We start from the raw sequence: 21,452 nt of genomic DNA, 5'->3' as shown, positions 1-21,452 counted from the left end.
AGTACTGACTTATATTTAACTAGAATTAGTAAAATGGTATAATTTTCAATGTGTATTTAATCAGAGATTCTACATAGATAGATGGGGGTTTAAAAATGGCAGCAACAATTGATACAAGAATTGAAGCAAAAGAGATCCTGTTTAAAGATTTATTCGGATCGAAATTTGCTTTTAAAATCCCAGGATACCAACGCCAATATTCATGGGAAAAGGACCAGCAGGAACAATTATTTGATGATATAAAGGAAGCTTTGGACTTTGAAGAAAATAGTTATTTCTTAGGGAGTGTCATTTTGCAAGTATTATCACAAAAAAGCGACGAGAGTGGCATTTATGACGTTGTAGACGGTCAACAACGGTTGACGACGTTAACAATCCTTCTTGCCGTGATGCGTGATTTAGTAAAGAATCCTCGAGCCAAAAATACTTTGCAGTCAAAAATCTATCAAGAGGCTGACCCGTATGAAGATAAGCCGGAAACGGTTCGTTTGCGTGTTCGTGACCGTGACTATTCTTTTTTTAAGAAATATATTTTAGAAGAGGGCGGTACCCAGTTGACGGTTAGTGAAAGAGATTTAACAGAATCACAGGAACGCATGGTGGAAGCAATACGAGTATTTACAGATAGATTTATAGAGAATAACCAATTGAATGAGCCCTTGGTCGATAAAATGATTCATTTTGTGTTAAACCGCTGCATGTTTGTTTATGTAAAAACAGGTACATTTACATCCGCTTTCCGATTGTTTTCCATTTTAAATGATCGCGGAATGCCGCTAAGCAATGCCGATTTATTAAAGAGCACAAATTTAGGGGCAGTTGCGGAGAGTGAGCGGCAGCATTATCAAAATGTGTGGGAAGCAATGGAGGAAGAGCTGGGGAGAGAAGAGCTCGAGAAGCTTCTTGCTTATATTAGGCTTATTTTTGTGAAGGAAAAAGCTAGGAAAACGATTCAGGAAGAATACGAGGAAAAGGTATTTAAAAAGAACCCAGATTTCAGAGGAAAAGCATTTATTGAATATGTGAAGCAGTTCGCGGATATTTACCGAGAAAAGGTTTTAAACGCCGATATTCAAGTAGCAAACAGAGAAATAGCAGTGAAGTATTACGGTTTACTAACATTGATGCGGGACTTTATTCCTTCTTCCGATTGGATTCCTGTGTTTATTCACTTTGTTCAAAAATTTCAAACGGATGATGAAGTGTATCCTTTTTTGCAGGTATTAGAGCGCAAGTTTGTGGTGAGCTGGATTAAGGGCATTACGCCGACTGGAAGAGTAACAGAAACCGTCAAGATGATTCAAGCAATTGATCATGCTACAACACCACAGGAAGTACTGCAAGCTGGGATTTTTCAAACTAATGATGATTATAAAACCGTTCATTTCAATGTTGAGGCAGATGACTTATATAAAAAGAAATATGCAAAATATGTATTGCTGCGCCTTGATATGGCGTTAAATGAAAATGCCAATGTGAAAAAATCATATACAGGTGTTATCAGTGTGGAGCATATTTTGCCGCAAAAGCCACCTAAAGGAAGTAGTTGGGAGGATGGATTCACGGAAGATGAGCGAAAGACTTGGACTCACCGCTTAGGGAACTTAGTGTTGTTAAGCCGTAAAAAGAACTCTTCGGCCAATAATCGAGAATTTCATGTTAAACTGCAAAAGTATTTTTCAAACGGGATTACCGATTTTGAACTAACGAAAGAATTGACAAAGTTTCCGCAATGGACAATTACAGAATGCGAAGGCCGTCATCAGGACTTAGTAGGTAAACTAATGGGACTATACTTTTAATGTAGGCCTGTCATTTCCCAAATCGGGTGGTGACAGGCATTTTTAACAGTTACCTGTATTATTAGAATAAAAAACTAGTAATAATTTTTAAGTGACAGGCACTTTTTCCATGATGAATTTGTTGATATGCACACTCAGCTGTTAAATCTTGATAGTAGAGCTGTTGGTACGATGGATGAGTATTATGTAAAATTGAAGCTTAAATTTAAATATAGTTAAAAATTCAAAAAAATCATGAAAGTGTTTGCAATTTTTTTTAGTATGTTTTATCATAATGTTATAACATTATGATTATAAAAGATGTTGTTAAAGTATTTTTATAAAGATAAAGTTATAGCATTATATAAGAGAACTTATAGTAGATTTTCAATTATAAGTAATTTTATGTAAAATTAAATGTTATGACATTATGACATTAAAAGGAGGATAAATATGTCGAAGTATAATAAATATCCAGAAATAGTGGTAAGTAAAAAAGATACTGAAGCATGGGAAGGGTACAATGACGTTGTTTTGGAAATAAAATCAAAAATTAACAGATTGTCAGAAAAGAAAATTATAGTAATCGATTGTTATCCAGGAGTTTTATATTCTGAACTTTTAGGTAATTTAATCACGCCTTTGCAACCTAATTTAATTATTCATTCTGATGATTTAGCTTACTCTGGTGAAACGATTACAAAAAAGATTGAAAGAAATTTAACGGATGATAGAGTATTTGGTGTTTTATCCACACATACACTTGATGAATTCTTTGATGCAGAAAAAGTTAATCAAGCTAAAAAGAAAATCAAGAACCTTCAATCGGGTTTAATTGTTGTATACGGTGTAGGTGCTTCTTTAATTGAAAAACCAGATTTGTTAATTTATGCAGATTTAGCTAGGTGGGAAATTCAACAGAGATACCGAGCAAAAAAAATCACAAATTGGAAAATGGATAATTATGATGAAGATATATTAAAGAAATATAAACGAGGATATTTTTTCGAATGGCGTATTGCTGATAGACATAAAAAACAGTTATATAAAAATATTGATTATCTATTAGACACAAATCAAGAAGATAATCCTAAATTAATCACTGGTGATGCTTTCCTTGAAGGATTAAATCAAGCGGTCAAAAAGCCATTTAGACTTGTACCGTTTTTTGATCCGGGAGTATGGGGTGGACAATGGATGAAAGAAGTTTGTGACTTAGATCGATCAAGTGAGAATTACGCTTGGAGTTTTGATGGTGTTCCAGAAGAAAATAGTATCTATTTAAAATATGGTGACATAAGAGTCGAAGTTCCGTCCTTAAATCTCGTGTTCAGACATCCAATTGAGTTACTTGGAGATAAAGTTCATGCTCGATTTGGTACAGAATTCCCAATAAGATTTGACTTTTTAGACACAATGGATGGTCAAAATTTAAGTCTTCAAGTTCATCCGTTAACTGAGTATATTCAAGAAAAATTCGGAATGCACTATACACAAGATGAAAGTTACTATTTATTAGATGTAAAAGATGATGGAGTTGTTTATTTAGGTGTAAAAGAAGGCATTAATTCTGATGATATGATTGATGATTTAAGAAAAGCACAAGAGGGGATAATCTCGTTTCCAGATGAAAAATATATAAATCAGTTCCCAGCAAAAAAACATGATCATTTTCTAATCCCAGCAGGAACCATTCATTGTTCCGGAAAAAATACCATGGTGTTAGAAATTAGCGCGACACCGTATATTTTTACTTTTAAATTATGGGATTGGGATCGTTTAGGATTAGATGGATTACCAAGACCCGTTCATCTTGAACATGGTGAGAAAGTTATCCAATGGGATAGAGATAAAACATGGGTTGAAAACAATCTCATTAATCGAATTGAAAAAGTAGCTGAAGGTGACGGTTGGATTGAAGAAAGAACAGGTCTCCATGAGCGAGAGTTTATTGAAACAAGAAGACATTGGTTTTCTAAAGAAGTTGTCCATGAAACAAATGATAGTGTAAATGTTCTTAACTTAATTGAAGGTGAAGAAGCTATTGTCGAGAGTCCGGAAGGTGAATTTGAACCATTTGTTGTACATTATGCGGAAACATTTATCATTCCGGAATGTGTAAAGCGGTATACAATTAAACCTCATGGAAAATCTGAAGGAAAAACAATTGCTACAATTAAAGCATTTGTAAGAGTATAACAGGAGGATAGAAAATATGATAGGTGTATTAGTGACATCTCATGGGAATTATTGCGAAGAAATTGTAGAATCTGGGAAAATGATTATTGGTGAACATGATAATATTAGAACGGTAACACTGGAGGAATCAGGTATAGATGCCTTCGCAAATAAATTATCTGAAACTTTAGATGAAATGTTTAATGAATTTAACTCAGTCCTAATTTTATGTGATTTAAAAGGGGGAACTCCTTGTAATGAAAGTATGAAATATATACTTTATTCACAAAAAGATGCAGTAATAGTACCTGGTGTCAATCTACCAATGTACTTGGAAGTTGTAAGTAGCACATCATTTATAAAAAATCTTGGTGAATTAGCAGAGATTGCAAAAAATACAGGGACTAATTCTATCGAAATTATAAATATTTAAGGAGGAATTTACTATGCCTATTTCTTTGGTGAGAGTTGATGACAGAGTAATTCATGGACAAGTTGTTGCAAGATGGTCACGTTATAAATCGTGTAATGGTATTTTAGTCATTGATAATCAAATTGCTCAAGATCCATTTCAGAAAAAAATATTTACTAATGCCGCGCCTACGGGTGTAAAAGTAGGTGTCTATACAATAGATGAAGGTATTGAAAAAATCCAAAAGGCAAAAGGTGCAAAAAATAGCTATTTTGTTATTGTAAAGTCTCCGGTAGCACTAAAAGAAATTATTGAAAAGGGTGGAGACTTTGGTTTGAATGTCAATGTTGGACCTATGAGTGCGAGAGATAATGCAAGAACAGTAGCAAAAAATGCAGCAATTACGGAAGAAGAAAAAGCGGCTTTCGATTATTTAAACGAGAAGGGAATTAATATCGAATTTCAGTTAATTCCCGATGAATCAATTAATAATTGGGAAAAAGTTCGTCAAAATTATTAAAAAAACAGAAGGAGGAAAAAATGGATTTCGTTCTACTTATTCAAGCAATACTGATCGGTATTTTTTGTTACCTAGGATCAGTTTCATCGCCTTGGCTAATGGGTGTATCAGGCGGCTACTATGTTGTTGGTCGCCCGTTAGTAGCAGGGTTTATTGTCGGCTTAATTTTAGGAGATGTTACAACCGGAATTATTCTAGGGGTAGCAGTACAAGCGGCTTTTATTGCTACAATTTCTACTGGAGGTACACAGAACTCAGAGATTACGTATGCGGCGTATGGGGGGATTGCACTAGGACTTCTCGCGAACGCTGAACCAGGTGTTACGGTTACTCTATCAGTTGGTATTGGGGCTTTAGGTCTGATTCTTCATAACTTTATGATGGTAACGAATTCCTACTGGAATAAGAGAGCAAGCATAGCAGCAGAAGAGGGCAATGATAAGAACATTGTATTAAACAATGCTGTATATCCTCAAATTGTTAACTTTCTACTTCGGGTGATCCCAGTTGCTCTAGCAGTCTATTTTGGTCAGGAGTTTGTTACAAAGATGTTGGCAGTTATTCCGGCTGAAGTTACACAAATAATGAATGTGTTGGGTGGGTTACTTCCTGCACTTGGTATAGCCTTGTTAATGAATCTTCTTATCAAAGATAAATTTCAACTTATCTTTTTCTTAGCTGGTTTTGTCATTATCGCTTTTATTGTCAATAATATGATAGCCCTTACAGTAATAGCAAGTTTAATGGCCTATGTTATTTATCTTGGCACTGCGCCTGGAAGTCAGACTGAAAGTGAGGATGAGGTGATATAGAAATGAAAAAATTAGATAAGAAAGATTTAAGAAAAGGCTGGAGAAATTGGGCAATGTATCATTTGTCGTCTGTGAGCTTTGAAAAACTAGAAGCACATGGCTTTGCGCATTCTATGATCCCTATTCTTAAAAAGCTTTATAAAGATAACCCAGAGGAATATAAAGAGGCATTAAAAAGACATTCAGTATTTTATAATACAGAACCTCAAACAGGAAGTGTTGTAAATGGAATAGTTGCCTCACTCGAAGAAGAAAGAGCGAACGGAAAAAATATTGATGATGAAATGGTACACAGTATTAAAACGGGAATCATGGGACCGATGGCTGGTATTGGTGATTCAACAGTACAAGGAATTATCATTCCAATTTTATTAACTATAGGAATGGGTATGTCAGCAAATGGAAGCGTTTTAGGTGTGTTTGTTTACATTATTGGTTTCTTAGCAGCAATGTTGTCAATGTCCTATTATTTGTATATGAGAGGTTACAAATTAGGATTTAATGCAGTTGATGGATTAATAGGCGAAAATTCAGAAAGGTTAAGAAATGCGTTTGGAGTGCTAGGAATCCTTGTTATTGGTGGACTTGCGGCATCGTTTGTTCGATTAAATACTGTTTTACAAATACCAAATGGCGAGGAAGTTATTGAATTTCAAAAAACTTTAGATGGTTTTTTCCCAGGATTTTTATCTCTTATTGCTGTTTTATTTTGTTGGCATTTGATCGCTCATAAAAAGTACAGTGCAACAAAGGTACTGCTTATTTTAGTCGCCATTTCTGTAGCAGGTGTATTATTAAACATATTTTGAAATGTAATATCATTATGACATTATAAACGAAAGAGCAAGGTATAGGCATATAATCTTGCTCTTTCTTTAATGAGAGATTAATAGATTTATTTTTCAGAATAATTACGATTGACTCAAGTAAACTCTTATATCTATCTACATTATTTATTTTAGGGAGAGAATATTTAATGAGTAAAGAACCTATATTTTTAAATCCAATATATCAAGAGAGGATTTGGGGAGGAACTAAATTAAAAGAACTGTTTAGTTATGAAATCCCTTCTGATAAAACAGGCGAATGTTGGGGGATTTCTGCTCATCCCCATGGACAAAGTATTGTAAGAGAAGGAGAATATGCTGGTTGCACACTTGGAGAGCTATGGGACAAACATCGAGTTCAATTATTTGGAGATATTAAAACGGATGAATTTCCACTTCTTGTGAAGGTTATCGATGCCAATATGGACCTTTCTGTTCAAGTTCATCCCAATGATGATGATGCAAAAAAATATGAAAATGAAAACTTAGGTAAAACAGAATGTTGGTATGTTGTTGATTGTGACGAAGATGCAGAGATTATTTATGGCCATACAGCATTAACTAAAGAAGAGCTGCAGCAAAGAATAGAAAAGAAGCAGTGGGATAAATTGTTAAGGAAAGTAAAAATTAAACCAGGAGATTTTATTTTTGTACCTAGTGGTACAGTTCATGCTATCGGGAGAGGCACAGTCATTCTTGAAACACAACAAAGCTCGGATCTTACTTATAGAATATATGATTTTGATAGAAAAGATTCAAATGGGAATTTTAGAGAGTTACATTTAAAAAAAGGGATAGATGTTTTAACGGTTCCTCATAAGGATACCGGTTTTAAATCCAAAATTACTAGAGTAAAAGGAATAACAATTACTAAGTTTGTACAGTGTGAATATTTTTCAGTATATAAGTGGGAACTAAATAATGAGTATTTATATACCCATGCATCCCATAAAGGTGAATTTCTACTAGTTAGTGTAATAGAAGGGGATGGGGAAGTGGCTTCTCAGAATCAAGTTTATTCTTTTAAAAAAGGGGATCATTTTATCATTCCTGCAGAAATGGACGAGCTTTTCTTTAAAGGACAAGCCGTATTTATTGTTTCACATCCCTAACTTAACATTATAAAATTTGTTTCTATATACAGTTCAATTAATAATTCGGCACCACTTTATTTAATAGAAGGGCATTCACTAGAGGTTCTTTAGACCTCATGAACAATCATCCAAAGGTTTACCTAAGGGAATGACGCCAATCCTGCAAGGAGAGTGTCATCCTCTTAAGTTTAAAAAATTCGACATGACTCTCTTTTTGATCATGTCGAATTTTTCTAAATCGATCCATATAATTAAATAAAGACGCTTTCTATTTTTCTTTAAAGGGGAAAGAACATGTTAAATGTTGAAAAGCTATTTTCATTGAATGAAAAAATCATTGTCGTAACAGGTGCAAGCAAGGGGATTGGCAAGTCTTTAGCCATTTTTCTAGCAAGTCATGGAGCCCATATCGTATTAATTGGGCGAAATGAGAACGAGCTTGTTGCTGTACAGGAAACCATTCAGCAACTGGGTGGTTATGAGCAGAAAGTGATGGTATTAGCACTCGATTTGACGAACGTGAAAGAAATTCCTCAGGCCGTTCAGAACATTATTGAAGAAATGGGGGCAATCGATGTATTAATTAATAATGCCGGTGTGAACATCCCGAAAAAAGCCGAAGACGTTACAGTTGAGGACTGGGATGCGGTGTTGGACATTAATTTAAAAAGCGTCTTTTTTCTTAGCCAAGCTGTCGGCAAGCATATGAAAGAGCAGAAAAAAGGAAAAATCATCAATATGTCTTCACAAATGGCCTTCGTCGGTTATTATCTTCGCAGTGCATACTGTGCAAGTAAAGGTGGATTAACCCAGCTGACGAAAGCGCTGGCGATTGAATGGGCGAAAGATAATGTGTTAGTTAATTCGGTTGCACCGACTTTTATCGAAACACCTTTTACAGAAAAAATGTTTCAAGACGAAGAGTTCAAACAAGACGTGTTATCGCGCATTCCGTTAGGCCGCTTAGCAACGGAAGAAGATTTATTTGGCGCGGTTATCTATCTCGCCTCAGATGCGTCGAACATGATGACAGGTCAAACCATCGTAATTGATGGGGGGTGGACCGTTTGGTAAGAACTATATAAAGACCTTGAATCGATGGACGTCGAGATTGAACCGAAAGAAAATTACACTATTATCGGTTCAGATGTTTCAGAAAGCCGGTTGAAGGAACTTATGTCGATTCAAATCTTCTAGGTGGAAAAGAAAAAGCTGTGGTATTATCGACGATGGTGACGAATCAGTACAGCATTCCTGTTGAATTGGTCGAAGTAGAGCCAACAAATGGTTTGTTTACCAAGATGTATTTTCATATGACAAAGTGTTAGAGTATTCTTTCGCAGGATGATCGTCTAACAAGCATATCTTACTTAGATATCCCAAACGACGCTAATATGAAGATCACTGTAGAAGAAACTAATACCCAAGCAGATATATTAGTGATTGGGAAAGTAATTATAATGAAGGGATTTGAGAATGGTTTAAATAGTTTTAGTGTTGAAATTATAAGAAAATTCCATTAAGAAAATAATTAATTATCAGAATTTTTCGTTGACTACACTAATACTCAAGGTTATAATCACATTAGACATAATGTTATAACATTATGTCTAATGTGAAGGCGAAGAGGGGGATATTCCGAAAAAAATGAAAGCGCTATAGTTTTATAAAAAATAGAGTATTTAAAAGTTATTTTAAGGGAATGAAATCAAGTTTGATTAAAAAAAGATTTTTAAAACCTATTTAAGTATGTTTATTATGATATGAATTAATAAGAGGAGGAAAAAGATGAACTTTTCAAGAAAAATGTTGATATTTGTACTGACTTTACTTTTATTAGTTTTTACGGTGGCTTGTGGTGGAAACAATGAAACCGCTTCTGTTGATGAGGGTGAAAAAGTAGAGTTATTTACTGATAAGGCTGATAATGAACTTGCTTTTAATGAAATCTCTAACGCAATCAGTAAAGATACGAATGTAAAGTTAGAATTTGTAGGTTATACAGGTGCTACAGCATATCAAACAGCTATCCAACAATCTTTAGGAAAAGAAAATTCACCAGGGTTGTTTACTTGGTGGAGCGGACATCGTTTAGACAGTCTAGTAGAAACAGGGCAGCTTGCTGATTTGACAAGCGAATGGGAAAACTATTATACCAAATCTGGTGTTAATCCACAGTTAGCAGATGCATTTAAAATTAATGGAAAAATCTATGGAGCCCCTTTAGCTATTTTATATAACGGGATTTTCTATAATAAAGAAATTTTTGATAAGTATAATTTAGAAGTTCCACAAACATTCGATGACTTTTTGGAAAATTGCGAAATTTTAAAGTCAAATGGAGTTACACCTATCGGCCTAAGAAATGATCCATGGGCAAGCTTTTTATGGTTCCAGCAGTTGGTTGGATCTTTTGATCCAGAACTATATACAGGATTAACTAGCGGGGAGATACCATACAATGATAAACAAGTGGTAGAAGTATTAAAAATCTGGAAATCAATGCTTGATAAGGGGTACTTTGCTGAACCTGTTGATTACGTGACAGAAGGGAAACAATTTGCTAATGGCGATGTTGCAATGGTGTATGGGCCACCAATACGCACAAAGGCTTTGGAAGAAGATTATGGAATGAAAGAGGAAAAGGACTATAGCATCTTCATCTTACCACCTATGAATAGTTCAGATCAATCTGTAATATTCTATGAAGCTTCTCCTATAGTTGTTTCATCTTCTAGTTTACAAAAAGATGCTGGTATTAAAGCATTAAGAGAACTATATGGAAAAGAAGAACAACAAATATATGCTGATCATATGAATGTTGGATTTGTAGAAGGTGTAGAGATCAAAAATCAAACTAGTCAGAAAATAACTGAATTAGCTAACAGTGGTGACTATTCGTTAATGATTCGCTATTACGAAGCTACACCATCAGAGATTGTAAGTGAAGCGACTGATAATTTATGGAAATTCTTCTTCAAACCTGATGATGCTAATCTAGAAAAAACATTAGATAATATTCAGAAGAAAGCAGAAGAGACTTTTTCTAATTAAGAATTCATTAATTGAGAAGCCTGTGGAATAATTCGGTGATTTCATAGGCTTCTTTAAGAGGAGGGAATACGGTGTCTAACGTAAAAAGTATATATAAAAAAACGGATAGTTCCAAAGTGATGTACTTGAATAAAAGTACCCCGAATAACTTAGAGAAACTTTTTCCTTATTTCTACTTGATTCCTGCTGTAATATTAGTTTCTATCTTCTGCATTTATCCAACCCTATTCTCATTAGTTATAAGTTTTACGGAATGGGATGGTATGAATAAAGCAACATTTATTGGTTTACAAAATTATATTAACATGTTTCAAGATCCCAATTTCTTAATTTCTTCCTTAAATACTCTTATATGGGTTTTAGGTGGACTAATCATTTCAGTAACAATTCCCTTGGTATTAGCAATTGCTATTACAAAAAGTAGATTTGGAACTACCTTCAAAAATATATTTTATTTACCACACGCTCTTTCGCCTACTATCGGTGCGATTATATTTACGACACTTTTAACAATATACGGTCTTCCTCAAGTATTAGGACTGTTAGGCTTTGAAAGTTTGCAATCAAACTGGCTTAATATTCCTTATGTTAATACGGTAATTATGATTATTGCAGGAGCGTGGCAAGGAATTGGAGTTAATTTAATCCTGTTTATCGTAGGGTTAAATAATATGCCAGATGAACCAATAGAAGCAGCAAAGTTAGATGGTGCTAGTGGATTAACTTTATATGTACAAGTCGTATTACCGCTTATTAAACCTACAATGCTAATCGTTTTATTGATGTCTTTAATTCACAGCTTTAAAACTTTTGATGCAATTTGGGTTATGACAGGTGGTGGACCATATCGTACGTCTGAGACATTAGCTGTTACCATGTTTAAAGAAGCTTTTGTTAACAATAAACTTGGATATGGCTCAGCAGTAGCGACCTTTCTCTCTATAATTATCTTATTTATCACGTGGTTTACATTAAAAGACACTTTCAAAAAAGAGGAGTAAGGAGAGGAGTAAGGAGTAGAATGAATAAAGCAAATGTAGGAAAAACACCATTTTTAAATATTGTGTTATCTTTAGTGGCATTTATGTGGCTGTTTCCATTTTTATTTGTTGGTTTTAATAGTGTAAAATCAGGAAAAGAATACAACATTGGGGATTTTTGGGATTTACCTAAAAGCTTTTCAATTGTTGAAAACTTTGAATATCTATCTAGGACGATTAGTTTAGAAAGTGGTTTTATCAATAGTGCTTTATATGGGATTGTATCTGCATCATTAGCCATTTTGTTTGCATCATTAGCAGCTTACGCTATTTCAGCTTTAGATATTAAAGGGAGAATGTTTTGGTTTTTGCTAATTTATAGTGGGACAATTTTTCCGTTTCAAATCTACTTAATTCCCCTGTTTCGTATGTATTCTCAAACAGGATTATATGATACCAAAATGGGGCTTATGATTTTTTATACAGCAATATGCATTCCTTTTTGTGTATTCGTATTAAGAAACTTCTTTTATTCGTTACCAAAGGAATTAATAGAGGCAGCAAAAATGGACGGAGCTAGTAATTTCACAATATTCAGGAAAATTTATGTTCCTATGGGAAAAGCCCCGATTTCAGCATTGTTTTTATTTCAATTCACCTGGGTATGGAATGATTTATTATTTGGAATGACTCTGACAAAATCAGAAACAGCGAGACCTATAATGGCTTCGTTATCCATGTTAAATGGTGTAACTGGAACAAATAATGTACCTGCAGTATTGCTTGCAGCTCTTTTGGCCTCTATTCCAACTTTATTAATTTTCCTAGCTTTAAATAAAAGTTTTGAGCAAGGTTTTATCGTTCAAACTAAGTAAATGTTGAAATTGTACAATTTATGAAAATAACTATCTGTCGTTATCAGAAAAATTTTAAAAGTAGGAGAAATCATGATGGAAAATAAAATGAAATTATACCTTATTCATCACTCGCACACGGATATTGGGTATACGGAACGTCAAGAAAAAATTGAAAAGTTTCATGTAGATTTTATTAAACAAGCCATTAATATTTTAGATCGCATCCATAGCGGTGAAAAGCAAGAGTGGCAGGGGTTTCGTTGGACGTGTGAAAATGTTTGGCAGGTTGAGAAATTTTTAGAAAATGCAAGCGAAGAAATGATTGGGAAATTTAAAAGATATATTAGTACGGGTGAAATTGATATTTCAGGTACGTACTTAAATTTAACGGAGTTAATAGATGAAAAGGTTCTTACAGAAAAAATGAGATTAGGTCTTAATATCTGTGAACAATTTGGAAAAAAAATCAATAGTTCAATGACGGCAGATATTAATGGATATGCATGGGGTTATGCAGATGCATTATTTAAAAATGGAATTACAAATTTATTTTCTTGTATTCATACCCATCACGGTTTATTTCCATTAAATAAGAAACAAACGCCATTTTTCTGGCAGACACCAGAAGGAAATAAAATTTTAGTATGGTTAGGCGATCATTATTTTCTTGGGAATGACCTATGTATACCTCCAAATGGTGGAGGAACTTATGTAGTTCGTGATGAATTAACTGAGCAAGTTTACACCTCACCATTTGAAGTAGCAGAAAAAAGAATTTACCGTTATATAGAAAGCTTAATTGATGAAGGTTATTCTTTTGATTATGTACCAGTAATGGTGTCATCCCTTTATACTGACAATGCTCCACCTAGTGGTCAAATTATGGATTTCATTCAAAAATGGAATGAAAAACATGGTGATAAAATTGACATTAAAATGAGTACCTTAAATGAATTTTTTGAGGTATTGAGAAAAGATGAAGAAAAAATACCGACTTATTCAGGTGATTGGAATGATTGGTGGGCTGATGGAGTAGGATCTACACCTTTAGTTGTTAAACTTTTCAGGGAAGCTCAACGTAAATATCAACTATGTTCTAAATTAGATCCTAAAGAGAAGATAGGAGATAGAAAATTAATTGATCAAGCTAGAGATAATATTATGATGTATGCGGAACATACTTGGGGGCACCACTCATCAGTTTTAGAGCCGTGGACATCACTCGTAAATGTTTTGGAACATAGAAAATCAGGATATGCGATAAAAGCAAGTGAGGCTGCATCTCGAAACCTAGATAAGATTCTGGAGCAAAAAGGCGAGGTATCTATTGCTCCAGATAGGGATAAAGTATACAAAGTTATTAATCCTCATGCAAGAAAGATAAAAGATACAGCAAAAATTCACATTGAAAATTGGGAGAATATAGAAGGTGAATTTTATTTTGGAACTAACTTTGATGAATTTATCGAAGTTATTAATGAAACAACGGGTGAAATTCTTCCGTCTCAAACAGCAACGGTTCCACGTGCTACAGAAGTAGAGGTGCTTGTGGAGTTAGAACCATATGAAGAAATGATCCTAAGAGTTCGCAGAAAAAGGAAGTCAACTCATAGTAAAACTAAGCACTATGCCTATAGTGGTACAGATGGAATAGCTGATATTAGAGTGCTTAATGATACGAGAGATATTAAGGTAACGAATCATTATATAGAGACCCCTTTTTTCAAAATAGTTTTTGATGAGACAGTCGGAATAAAAAGTATTATTGATAAATACGATGAAAAAGATTTAGTTAATCATAAGAGCGGATATAGTTCCTTTACTGGGATTTATGAGCGTACAAATATTAAAACCAATCCTGTTGAAGAAAGAAGGTTAATGGGGAGAAATCGAAAGAGTATATCTACTGATCGTTACACCTCAAAATTAACTGATATTAAAGTGAAAAGCAGTGGTAAAGTTTACACAATAATAGAGCTTAGTTATAAATTAGAGGGAACAAAGCATTACTCCGTTTCTTTAAAAGTATTTCATCATATGGCCAAAATAATGACAAAGGTTAGGATCCATAAAGAAAGTTATTGGGAGCCTGAAAATTTATATATTACTCTACCATTTACAACAGGTGAATCTGAAGAATTATATGTCGAAAAAACAGGATGTATAATTCGACCAGGAATTGATCAATTGCCATATACAAATAAAGATTATTATTTGTTACAAAGCGGCTTAGCGTATGTAAGTAAGAATAAAGGGATAGCAGTAGCTCTAAAGGATGCTCCACTCATTGCAATGGGAGACTTAAAGCATCATTTAATTGAACTATGCCAAGAGAATGATGTAAATCATAATCAAGAACCAGTCTATTCATGGGTAATGAATAATTTTTGGGAAACAAATTTCAAAGTAGATTTAAGTGGATTCTATGAATTTGAATACCTTATTTATACCTCATCCGAGCTCAATGATAAAGAGGAAGCAATAGAAAAATGTCGAATATTAAATGAAGGTTTAATCACTATTAATATATAATAGTGTCAGTGTAAAATGGATATATTATCCATTTTGGTTAGGGTTATTCATTTAATTCTTTTTTATGGAACTATAGAAAATAGGGGGGGAAAAATGGAATTGGATTATACAAAGGGAGCCGCACCCCTTTATTATCAATTAAAAGAAATAATAAAACAAAAAATTATCTCTAATGAATATGAGGTTGGTAAAAAAATAGAGACAGAAAAAGAATTAGAGCATAAGTATAAACTTAGTCGTATAACGATTAGACAAGCTTTGAATGAATTAGTACAAGAAGGCTATTTGCTTCGTGAACGTGCCAAAGGAACAATTGTATTAGGTCAAAATCTATTCGAAGAGCATTTAGTGAAAGTTAAGAGTTTTACTGAAGAAATGAGAGAAAGAGGGCTTAATCCAGGAACTTTAAGTATCGATGTTTCATTAATACATGCGAATTTAATTCAAGCAAAAATATTAAAAATTAATGAGGGTGAAGAAATTTATAAAGTTGAGCGTGTTCGGACAGCTAACAAAATTCCTATTCTTTTTTTTGAAACGTATCTTCCCAAGAAAGAAATATTTTCGAAAGATAAATTAAAGGGAATTGAATCACTTTACCTCTTATTAAAACAAAATAATGTTAATATTCAGCATGTAAGTGAATGTTTTGAAGTTAGTGCTGCTGATAATAAAATATCCCGCAAGTTAGAAGTAGAAAAAGGATTTCCACTCATGTTAAGAACAAGACAATCATATGATTCCTCAGGAGAAGTTATTGAATATACAAAGGCATATTATCATTCTAAGTTATATAAATTTTACTTAGAATTGGAAGGGAAGTAACAGTTTACTAGGATTTAATTAAAACAAATTATCCTATATATATTCTACTTAATAACTCGACACAGATTCATTTGATTCAAGAACATTTACGATGGTTATTCAGACTACTTGAATGGGTCCTCAAAGGCTAGAAAATTTGGCATGACCGCTCTTTGGTCATGTCGAATTTTCTAGATCGATCTATATACAATTAATGTTATGACATTATGTCATAACTAGCATAGTAATTTTTACTTTGTAGAAGAGATAAGTAATTGACTATTATGAAGAGTTAGAAGGAGGGAATGCATTGGAAAACCCAGTTAAAAAAAAGCTTGAAAATGGTGAAAAGGTACTTGGAAGTTTTATCGGAACTTATTCTCCCAACTTAGTTGAAATGATGGGCTATGCTGGCTTCGATTTTGTTGTCATTGACGATGAGCATGGTGCGTTTAGTTATTCAGAACTAGAAAACATGATTCGTACGGCGGAATCTGTCAATCTTGTTCCCATAGTACGTGTTTCTTATGATCATGCAAGTATCCAAAAAGCATTGGATAGAGGGGCAAAGGGAATACAAGTACCGATGGTAAATAGGAAAGAAGATGCGGAGGAGGTAGTGAAAAAAGCAAAGTTTCCTCCAATTGGAACAAGAGGAGCGGCTTTTTCCCATCGAGCAGCTAGGTTTGGAAAAGATAAAGGGATAGAATTTTTTAACGCTGCAGATGAAAATATTCTGATCATTGTTCATATTGAAACGTTGGAAGCAGTAGAGAACATTGAAGATATTTTAAGTGTAGAAGGAATTGATATCCCGTTTATTGGAACAACCGATTTATCTGTAAATATGGGCTTTAAAGCGGAAGGTCCTAAGCACTCCAAAGTTCAAAAAGTAGTTAGTGAGCTGTACAAAAAACTAAACGATAAAAAGATTATGATCGGAACAGTAGCGGGGAATGCTGAAGATGCTAAACAAGCATTTGAAAACGGAGCTCATTATGTTGGTGTAACTTCAACATCTGTGATACTAAATGCCTTTGAACAAGTAACTCATGCTTGTCGTTAAAATTTGAAAGGGGTTTAATCAATATGAATATTCCATTTAATCATTTAAAACTTGATACGCTCATGGAAAAAGAAGGAGTAGATCTAATCCTTGTGACTTCTAAGCATAATGTCCGTTACTTGCTGGGCGGATATGAATTTTTCTTTTTCAGCAACCAAGATGCACTAGGTCTTGGACGCTATTTACCTGTTGTAGGCTATCAAAAAGGAAATGTAGATAATGCTTTTTATATCGGGGCTGGCAATGAAAGCTGGCAGCAGGATGTAACCCCTGCTTGGACTCCGGCTATTAAGCATGTTTCATGGTCAAGTGAAGACTCAGCTATGGCTGCAGTTGAAATGATTAGAGCATTAGGACTTGAAAAAGGGACAATTGCCGTTGAACATTCATTCCTTCCTGCAAATGCCCTGCTGGTACTAAAACGTGAGCTTCCTTATCTTAATATTGTCGAAGGTGTGACGATTCTTGAAGAGCTTCGTCTTATTAAAACACCAGATGAAATAAACAATATTAGAAAAGCTTCAGAAGGAATTGTAGATTCTATTTTGGCTACATATCAATATGCACAACCAGGCATGACAGAAAAGGAATTGGTTGAGAATGTAAGGCGAGAACAAACAAGTCGAGGGTTAAAATTTGATTTTTGTTTAATTAATACTGGAAGAAGTTTTGGAAGAGCGCCATCTTTAAGGAAAATAGAAGAAGGAGACATTCTTACACTTGATGCTGCTGGATATTATAATGGCTATCTTGGTGATATGGCAAGAACGGGTGTAATGGGAGAACCGACAGAGGAAATGAAAGAATTATTTGGCGTTGTTTCAGAAGTTCAAAATGTTACTCGAGCTGTTATTAATCCAGGTTGTCTTGGTAGAGAAATTTTTGAGGCGGCAGAGGATTACTTAAAAACAAGTCCTTATGCTGACCGAATTCAGTTTGTAGCACATGGAATGGGAATGATCGCTCATGAAGGTCCCCGTTTAACTGGCAGAGGACCGGTGCCATATCCCGGAACACATGGAGAAGTCCCACTTGCGCCTGGGATGATTATATCTGTGGAAACACATATGCTTAGTTCCATTGGATTTTTGAAACTTGAGGACACGCTGGTTGTAACTGAAAAAGGGTATGAAGCGTTTGCTGATTATGGACGAAATATAAATATCACGGAAAATAAGATTAGTAAATAATGTGAAAAATATAGAGGGAAAACTTAGAGTGTAGCAAAATAGAAAATAATTAGATAAATATTATTATTCATAAGGTCACTCAAGTAAAAAAATGATATGAACGATTCAAGCTTCTATGATCTTATAAACAGTCAAAGGGTGGGAAGTGCACTTTATGTATTCAATTGCAATTGATTTAGGAGGAACTTATATTAAGAGCGGATTGATGAAGGATGGAAAGTTAATTGACTTTCACCTTACCGAATCCTATTCAGATAAAGGACTGCTTCCTCGTCTGAAGGATTTGGAAAAAACAGTGAATGAATTGTTGCAGAAAAGAAATTTAACGTTGAACAATTGTTTCGGCTTAGGGATTGCTATACCGACACTTGTTGATTTCAATAAAAAGCAAGTGATTGGAACCGTTGGTAAATATGATGATGCTGCTAATTTTTCTTTTGAAAAATGGGCTAAAGAAGTATTTGATCTTCCAATTGTAATAGAAAATGATGCTAAGTCCGCACTCATTGGCGAAGTGACCTATGGGAGTTCGAAAGGTGAAAGTGATGCCGTTATGGTTATTTTCGGCACAGGAATTGGAACAGCAGTCTATATTAATAACAAACTACTTCGAGGAAAGCACCACCAAGCTGGTAATTTAGGTGGTCATATTTCAACTTCATATAATGGCTTTAAATGTAAATGTGGAAATGTTGGATGCCTTGAGGCAAATGCGGGAAATTGGGCCCTTCCAATAGTTTCAAGAAGTCGACATGGAATCGAGAAAAGTATGTTGACACAGAAAGATGTGATAGACTATAAATCAATTATTGAGTGTTCTCAGCAAGAAGATCGTTTCAGCAGTGAACTGCTTGATGATTTAATTGATCAATGGAGCACAGGAATTGTTAATCTTATTCATGCTTATGATCCTGAAACGATTATATTAAGCGGCGGTTTAATGAAATCGAAAGATGCGATACTGCCCAAAATCATGGATAAAGTTTATAGGAAAGCATGGACACCTTGGGGGAAAGTAAAGTTTATCGTTGCTGAAAATCCTGAAATATCAGTTTTACTTGGTTTGGATGCCTTAGTCAAGCAAATGATTCATTCTAAAGAAGGGGAGTGTTTAAAATAAATGACTCTTTTAATCCTGGAATAGGTGTTATAACAAAAAGAAATCCGATGGGGTTTCGTTATCAACAAGGTATATTTGGTCCAACGCCTGAGAATCGAACACTTGAGAGTATTCGGAAAAGCTTAAGAGATCCCAAAAGCAGTGGTCCTGATATTGTTTATACAATTGCAATGGATGTTGGGAAAATAGAACATAAAACTGAGTTAGAGGAGAGAATGCTTCTCTTTGGAGTTGTTACTTATGCTGCTGGGGTAATTGGACAAGAACCGATTCGCAGTCAAGGTCATATACACAAAATTTCATCTCACAGTGAATGGTCTCCACCGGAGGTTTATGAAATTTGGGAAGGAGAAGCTATTATTTACATGCAAGAATCTGCAAATGATAATCCAGGAAAATGTTATGCTGTTTATGCTAAACCTGGTGATGTTGTAATTGTTCCTCCTAAGTGGGCGCATGCAACAATTAGTGCTAATCCCCAAATTCCATTAACGTTTGGTGCGTGGTGTGATCGTGAGTATGGCTTTGAATATGAGGCAGTGAGGAAACATCAGGGACTTGCTTGGTATCCAATTTTGAATGAGAAGTTAGAAATTGTGTGGGAGCATAATGATAATTATGTATATACGGATTTAATTAAAAAGGTCCCTAACGACTATAAAACGTTTAACATTGAGGAAGGTATACCAATTTATCAGCAGTTTGAAAGTAGCCCAGACAAGTTTCAATTTGTTTCAAAACCATTTTTAAAAAAAGAAGCGTGGGAAGCATTTATTCCTTAACAGCTTTGATACACTTTTTTATTTAGTGTGAACGTGCGATAATAAAAAATGGCAATTAAGCACTGAATGGAGTGTCAATAATGGAGTTAGATTTTACGAAAGGGGCTTCCCCACTTTATTACCAATTAAAAGAAATTATTAAAGAGAAAATTGTGAAAAATGAGTATAAGCTTGGAGAAATGATTGAGCCCGAAAAAGAATTACAAGAAAAATATAATCTTAGTCGTATAACTGTTCGGCAAGCGCTTAATGAATTAGTAAATGAAGGCTATTTACTGCGTCAACGAGGAAAGGGAACAATTGTTATTGGACAAAATCTCTTTGAAGAACATTTGGTTAAAGTGAAGAGTTTTACAAATGAAATGAAGGAAAGAGGTTACGAACCGGGTACTTTAAGTGTAGATGTTTCCTTAATAAAGGCTGATAAACAAGTAGCTGAAAAGTTACAAGTTATAGAAGGAACGGAAGTATACAAATTGACTCGAGTTCGAACTGCTAATAAAGTTCCTATTGTAGTTTTTGAAACCTATTTACCCAATAAAACATTTCTAAATGAAGCATTATTAAAAATGAATGGATCACTATATGAACTGTTTGCACAAAATCATATTAACATTCAGCGTGTAAAAGAATGCTTTGAGGTATCATTTGCAACGAGCATGTTGGCTGAAAAGCTCGAGGTTGAAGAGGATCTTCCGCTGATGTTGAGAACGCGACAATCATATACCGTTCAAGATGAAGTGATTGAATATACGAAAGCTTATTATAATTCTAAGCTGTATAAATTTTATTTAGAAATGGAAGGAAAGTAGTTTTTGTTTGAAGGAGGGGGTGTCTGAAAAGAGGAAAACCACCTCTTTTCAGACACCCCCGCAAGATGGACCGTTACAAAAAACCAGGAATTACGGGTTTTGATAAACGGTCCATCTTGCATAAAAAGAAAAACAATCATTTTCCCACCCCCCTTTGCTTGTTGAAAAATCTCATTCGAAATAATTTCATGGAATCTCAAAGATTTTAAATATAAATAAAGATTTTTTGCAGTGTCATTATCAATATTCAGTAAACTGTTAGTTCTGTCCCGTTCTTTTGTATCCACGATTAATTCAAAATTAAATAAATTTAATTTCTCTCTTCGAAGACACTCTTCCGCATATTGGATAATGTCCTCCTTTCGTACTTGGTACATTCTGCTTTTATGTTTTTTACCTCCAAACAAGCCTTTTTTAGCTCCAACTAAAATCTTATGATAATGAGACTTGTTGTTTTCTTGGTCAAGAATATTTAAAATCCGTAGAACGATTTTATTGGCTTCTGGTACCATAATATAGCCTGGGTCTAGATGGAAATTCTTTGTCAGTGTTAATCCCTCCAAATATATAATGGCTTATTATTCTTTATAGGGAATAAGTTATTTTCATTACACATAATACGAAAAATTGA

General features: G+C 34.3%; 19 protein-coding genes. 18 read left to right on the top strand and 1 reads right to left on the bottom strand.

What is annotated here, in order from left to right:
• Nucleotides 1-95 precede the first annotated feature (95 nt).
• From ACXAEO_RS12670 to ACXAEO_RS12585, 18 genes are all read left to right on the top strand, one after another.
• Nucleotides 96-1,802 carry a DUF262 domain-containing protein gene (locus ACXAEO_RS12670; RefSeq protein WP_474881475.1) on the top strand — a complete coding sequence of 569 codons (1,707 nt, stop codon included), beginning with the start codon at nucleotides 96-98 and terminating at the stop codon, nucleotides 1,800-1,802.
• Nucleotides 1,803-2,234: 432 nt separating this feature from the next.
• Nucleotides 2,235-3,980: a class I mannose-6-phosphate isomerase gene (locus tag ACXAEO_RS12665; RefSeq protein WP_474881473.1), complete on the top strand. Its 1,746-nt coding sequence runs from the start codon at nucleotides 2,235-2,237 to the stop codon at nucleotides 3,978-3,980.
• Between the two features lie 16 nt (nucleotides 3,981-3,996).
• Nucleotides 3,997-4,392, top strand: coding sequence for a PTS sugar transporter subunit IIA (locus ACXAEO_RS12660; protein ID WP_474881471.1), 396 nt, complete (start codon nucleotides 3,997-3,999; stop codon nucleotides 4,390-4,392).
• 13 nt (nucleotides 4,393-4,405) lie between these two features.
• Nucleotides 4,406-4,891: a PTS sugar transporter subunit IIB gene (locus ACXAEO_RS12655; protein WP_474881469.1), complete on the top strand. Its 486-nt coding sequence runs from the start codon at nucleotides 4,406-4,408 to the stop codon at nucleotides 4,889-4,891.
• A 20-nt stretch (nucleotides 4,892-4,911) separates the two neighbouring features.
• Entirely contained in the window at nucleotides 4,912-5,703 is a 792-nt protein-coding gene (locus ACXAEO_RS12650) for a PTS mannose/fructose/sorbose/N-acetylgalactosamine transporter subunit IIC (RefSeq protein ID WP_474881467.1), read from the top strand.
• A gap of 2 nt (nucleotides 5,704-5,705) precedes the next feature.
• A complete protein-coding gene (locus ACXAEO_RS12645; protein ID WP_474881465.1) occupies nucleotides 5,706-6,512 on the top strand; it encodes a PTS system mannose/fructose/sorbose family transporter subunit IID in 807 nt (268 codons plus the stop codon).
• Between the two features lie 167 nt (nucleotides 6,513-6,679).
• A complete protein-coding gene (manA, locus tag ACXAEO_RS12640; RefSeq protein WP_474881463.1) occupies nucleotides 6,680-7,642 on the top strand; it encodes a mannose-6-phosphate isomerase, class I in 963 nt (320 codons plus the stop codon).
• Nucleotides 7,643-7,918: 276 nt separating this feature from the next.
• The gene (locus tag ACXAEO_RS12635; RefSeq protein ID WP_474881461.1) at nucleotides 7,919-8,698 is read left to right on the top strand and encodes an SDR family NAD(P)-dependent oxidoreductase; all 780 of its coding nucleotides are present in this window, start codon (nucleotides 7,919-7,921) and stop codon (nucleotides 8,696-8,698) included.
• A 714-nt stretch (nucleotides 8,699-9,412) separates the two neighbouring features.
• A complete protein-coding gene (locus tag ACXAEO_RS12630) occupies nucleotides 9,413-10,678 on the top strand; it encodes an ABC transporter substrate-binding protein (protein ID WP_474881459.1) in 1,266 nt (421 codons plus the stop codon).
• A 71-nt stretch (nucleotides 10,679-10,749) separates the two neighbouring features.
• Nucleotides 10,750-11,679, top strand: coding sequence for a carbohydrate ABC transporter permease (locus ACXAEO_RS12625; RefSeq protein WP_474881456.1), 930 nt, complete (start codon nucleotides 10,750-10,752; stop codon nucleotides 11,677-11,679).
• Nucleotides 11,680-11,699: 20 nt separating this feature from the next.
• Nucleotides 11,700-12,533, top strand: coding sequence for a carbohydrate ABC transporter permease (locus ACXAEO_RS12620; RefSeq protein WP_474881452.1), 834 nt, complete (start codon nucleotides 11,700-11,702; stop codon nucleotides 12,531-12,533).
• A gap of 72 nt (nucleotides 12,534-12,605) precedes the next feature.
• Nucleotides 12,606-15,047 (top strand): glycoside hydrolase family 38 N-terminal domain-containing protein, encoded by a 2,442-nt coding sequence (locus ACXAEO_RS12615; protein ID WP_474881450.1) that lies wholly within the window; start codon nucleotides 12,606-12,608, stop codon nucleotides 15,045-15,047.
• Nucleotides 15,048-15,140: 93 nt separating this feature from the next.
• Complete coding sequence (locus ACXAEO_RS12610; RefSeq protein ID WP_474881447.1) at nucleotides 15,141-15,872, top strand: GntR family transcriptional regulator; 732 nt, start codon at nucleotides 15,141-15,143, stop codon at nucleotides 15,870-15,872.
• Nucleotides 15,873-16,161: 289 nt separating this feature from the next.
• Nucleotides 16,162-16,917, top strand: coding sequence for an HpcH/HpaI aldolase family protein (locus ACXAEO_RS12605; RefSeq protein WP_474881445.1), 756 nt, complete (start codon nucleotides 16,162-16,164; stop codon nucleotides 16,915-16,917).
• 23 nt (nucleotides 16,918-16,940) lie between these two features.
• Complete coding sequence (locus tag ACXAEO_RS12600; protein ID WP_474881443.1) at nucleotides 16,941-18,107, top strand: M24 family metallopeptidase; 1,167 nt, start codon at nucleotides 16,941-16,943, stop codon at nucleotides 18,105-18,107.
• 154 nt (nucleotides 18,108-18,261) lie between these two features.
• Nucleotides 18,262-19,227, top strand: a complete 966-nt coding sequence (locus ACXAEO_RS12595) for an ROK family protein (RefSeq protein ID WP_474881441.1) — start codon at nucleotides 18,262-18,264, stop codon at nucleotides 19,225-19,227.
• Nucleotides 19,215-20,009, top strand: a complete 795-nt coding sequence (locus ACXAEO_RS12590) for a glucose-6-phosphate isomerase family protein (protein WP_474881439.1) — start codon at nucleotides 19,215-19,217, stop codon at nucleotides 20,007-20,009. The genes ACXAEO_RS12595 and ACXAEO_RS12590 overlap by 13 nt, the downstream gene beginning before the upstream one ends.
• A gap of 80 nt (nucleotides 20,010-20,089) precedes the next feature.
• Nucleotides 20,090-20,821 carry a GntR family transcriptional regulator gene (locus ACXAEO_RS12585; protein ID WP_474881437.1) on the top strand — a complete coding sequence of 244 codons (732 nt, stop codon included), beginning with the start codon at nucleotides 20,090-20,092 and terminating at the stop codon, nucleotides 20,819-20,821.
• On the opposite strand, the gene ACXAEO_RS12580 is transcribed toward ACXAEO_RS12585, so the two are convergent.
• Nucleotides 20,797-21,333 (bottom strand): hypothetical protein, encoded by a 537-nt coding sequence (locus ACXAEO_RS12580; RefSeq protein WP_474881434.1) that lies wholly within the window; start codon nucleotides 21,331-21,333, stop codon nucleotides 20,797-20,799. The two genes, ACXAEO_RS12585 and ACXAEO_RS12580, sit on opposite strands and share 25 nt — an antisense overlap.
• Between the last annotated feature and the right edge of the window lie 119 nt (nucleotides 21,334-21,452).

The organism is Bacillus sp. ABA4_010 (assembly GCF_056159105.1).
Note: the sequence above shows the minus strand (reverse complement) of the source record. Positions and strands in the feature narration are given on the sequence as shown.

What these genes read in the sequence shown, in the direction of transcription:
- ACXAEO_RS12585 (WP_474881437.1), top strand. Translation starts at nt 20,090, where the DNA reads ATGGAGTTAGATTTTACGAAAGGGGCTTCCCCACTTTATTACCAATTA.
- ACXAEO_RS12655 (WP_474881469.1), top strand. Translation starts at nt 4,406, where the DNA reads ATGCCTATTTCTTTGGTGAGAGTTGATGACAGAGTAATTCATGGACAA.
- ACXAEO_RS12635 (WP_474881461.1), top strand. Translation starts at nt 7,919, where the DNA reads ATGTTAAATGTTGAAAAGCTATTTTCATTGAATGAAAAAATCATTGTC.
- ACXAEO_RS12645 (WP_474881465.1), top strand. Translation starts at nt 5,706, where the DNA reads ATGAAAAAATTAGATAAGAAAGATTTAAGAAAAGGCTGGAGAAATTGG.
- ACXAEO_RS12650 (WP_474881467.1), top strand. Translation starts at nt 4,912, where the DNA reads ATGGATTTCGTTCTACTTATTCAAGCAATACTGATCGGTATTTTTTGT.
- ACXAEO_RS12660 (WP_474881471.1), top strand. Translation starts at nt 3,997, where the DNA reads ATGATAGGTGTATTAGTGACATCTCATGGGAATTATTGCGAAGAAATT.
- ACXAEO_RS12665 (WP_474881473.1), top strand. Translation starts at nt 2,235, where the DNA reads ATGTCGAAGTATAATAAATATCCAGAAATAGTGGTAAGTAAAAAAGAT.
- ACXAEO_RS12595 (WP_474881441.1), top strand. Translation starts at nt 18,262, where the DNA reads ATGTATTCAATTGCAATTGATTTAGGAGGAACTTATATTAAGAGCGGA.
- ACXAEO_RS12600 (WP_474881443.1), top strand. Translation starts at nt 16,941, where the DNA reads ATGAATATTCCATTTAATCATTTAAAACTTGATACGCTCATGGAAAAA.
- ACXAEO_RS12580 (WP_474881434.1), bottom strand. Translation starts at nt 21,333, where the DNA reads ATGGTACCAGAAGCCAATAAAATCGTTCTACGGATTTTAAATATTCTT.
- ACXAEO_RS12610 (WP_474881447.1), top strand. Translation starts at nt 15,141, where the DNA reads ATGGAATTGGATTATACAAAGGGAGCCGCACCCCTTTATTATCAATTA.
- manA (WP_474881463.1), top strand. Translation starts at nt 6,680, where the DNA reads ATGAGTAAAGAACCTATATTTTTAAATCCAATATATCAAGAGAGGATT.
- ACXAEO_RS12630 (WP_474881459.1), top strand. Translation starts at nt 9,413, where the DNA reads ATGAACTTTTCAAGAAAAATGTTGATATTTGTACTGACTTTACTTTTA.
- ACXAEO_RS12620 (WP_474881452.1), top strand. Translation starts at nt 11,700, where the DNA reads ATGAATAAAGCAAATGTAGGAAAAACACCATTTTTAAATATTGTGTTA.
- ACXAEO_RS12615 (WP_474881450.1), top strand. Translation starts at nt 12,606, where the DNA reads ATGATGGAAAATAAAATGAAATTATACCTTATTCATCACTCGCACACG.
- ACXAEO_RS12670 (WP_474881475.1), top strand. Translation starts at nt 96, where the DNA reads ATGGCAGCAACAATTGATACAAGAATTGAAGCAAAAGAGATCCTGTTT.